2 protein-coding genes are annotated in these 1,613 nt (G+C 58.0%); both read left to right on the top strand.

The genetic code is table 11. The annotated features are described in order from the left end of the window. A partial coding sequence (locus tag MRS74_RS23485; RefSeq protein ID WP_254582712.1) for a DMT family transporter occupies positions 1–593 on the top strand: 593 nt, incomplete at its 5' end. After that, positions 581–1,468 carry a Tim44 domain-containing protein gene (locus MRS74_RS23480; protein ID WP_254582711.1) on the top strand — a complete coding sequence of 296 codons (888 nt, stop codon included), beginning with the start codon at positions 581–583 and terminating at the stop codon, positions 1,466–1,468. The genes MRS74_RS23485 and MRS74_RS23480, both read left to right, overlap by 13 nt. Positions 1,469–1,613 lie beyond the last annotated feature (145 nt).

Raw genomic sequence — 1,613 nt, 5'->3', positions numbered from 1 at the left:
TCTTTCTGCACCATGCCATCAGCTTGCGCCAGTGGGTGGGGGTTAGCCTGTCGATGTGCGGCGTGCTGGTGTTGCTGAGCAAGGCCAGTATCGCGACCCTGTTGAGCCTTGAATTTAACCGCGGCGATCTCTGGGTGTTTGTCGCCGTGGCTGACTGGGCGCTCTATTCGGTGTTGCTGCGTTACAAGCCGGCTGAACTCAGTGGCATGGCTTTTCTGGGCATTACCATTACGCTTGGGGCGCTGGTGCTCTGGCTGCCGGCGTTGCTGGAACTGAGTCAGGGGCGCATGCCGGAGCTTTCGCTGCACACCGGGGCGACGGTGCTTTACATGGCGATTTTTCCGTCAATTCTGGCCTATATGTGCTGGAATCGCGGCGTTGCGGAACTTGGTGCCCCGGTGGCGGGTCTGTTTATCCACCTTATGCCGTTGTTTGGGTTGCTGATGTCGGTAATCTTTCTTGGAGAGCAGGTTCATGCTTTTCATTTTATCGGCATAGCCCTAATATTCGGGGGCATTTTTCTGGCCGTGGTTACTGATACACTGCGTAACCTGAGACCGACCAAAACACAGGAGCCTTCATGCAAAAGCTGATGACCATCATGTTCGCCGTTTTTCTGAGTTTTACCCTGCTGACGCCAGAGGCCGACGCGGGCAAGCGCTTTGGCGGCGGTAGCAGCATTGGCAAGAGCTTCTCTATGCCCAAGAAAGCCACGGCACCGACCGCCACTTCCTCAACCACGCAGCAGAAAGCGGCCGCGCCTGCCACTGCACCACGCAAGTCCGGTTTTGGCGGCATGCTCGGCGGCCTGCTGGCCGGTGGTTTGCTGGCATCCCTGTTTATGGGGGGCGCTTTTGATGGCATGCAGATGATGGACTTTGTGCTCATCGCGCTGCTGGCCTTTGCGGCCTTCAAGCTGTTTGCCATGTTCCGGCGCCAGAACGCACCGGCCTATGCCGGCGCTGGTGGTGCTCCGGTACAGGATCATGCGGCTAATGCCTACAGCGAGCCGATGGCGCGCACCAGTGCCCAGACAGAGCCTGCTGCGGCACCGGCTGCCGGCTTTGGCGCGGGTCTTGGCAGCACTGAAATTGACACGCCGCAGTGGTTCAACCGTGATGCTTTCGTCGTGGGGGCGCAGAAGCATTTCAGCCACCTGCAGAAGAGCTGGGATGAGCAGAACTGGGATGAGATCCGCAGCTACGTGTCCCCCGAGCTCTTTGCCGAACTGCAGGCCGAGCGCGGCAAGCAGGGCGCGCAGAAGACCGAGGTGGTCTCTGTGATGGCAGAGCTGGCGGGCTTTATCGATAACAAGGATCACGTGGTGGCGAGCATTAACTTCTATGGCTGGCTGAAGGAAGACTCTGATCAGACCACCGAGTTCAGCGAAGTCTGGCACCTGATGCGTGATATGTCGGTAGAGAATGCTGACTGGGTTATCGTTGGTATCGAGCAGCCGCAAGCCTAGTCGATTTGCTGTAATGGAGCTAATTTGCTGATTGTTCAGGTAAATTGGCAAAGGGGGTTGCGCATCAGTGGGGCCCTCTATACTATACGCCCACGTTGATGCGGGGTGGAGCAGTCTGGTAGCTCGTCGGGCTCATAACCCGAAG

The organism is Marinobacterium sedimentorum (assembly GCF_024267675.1).
Classification (GTDB): Bacteria; Pseudomonadota; Gammaproteobacteria; order Pseudomonadales; family Balneatricaceae; genus Marinobacterium_A; species Marinobacterium_A sedimentorum.
This window is presented reverse-complemented; position numbering and strand designations above follow the sequence as displayed.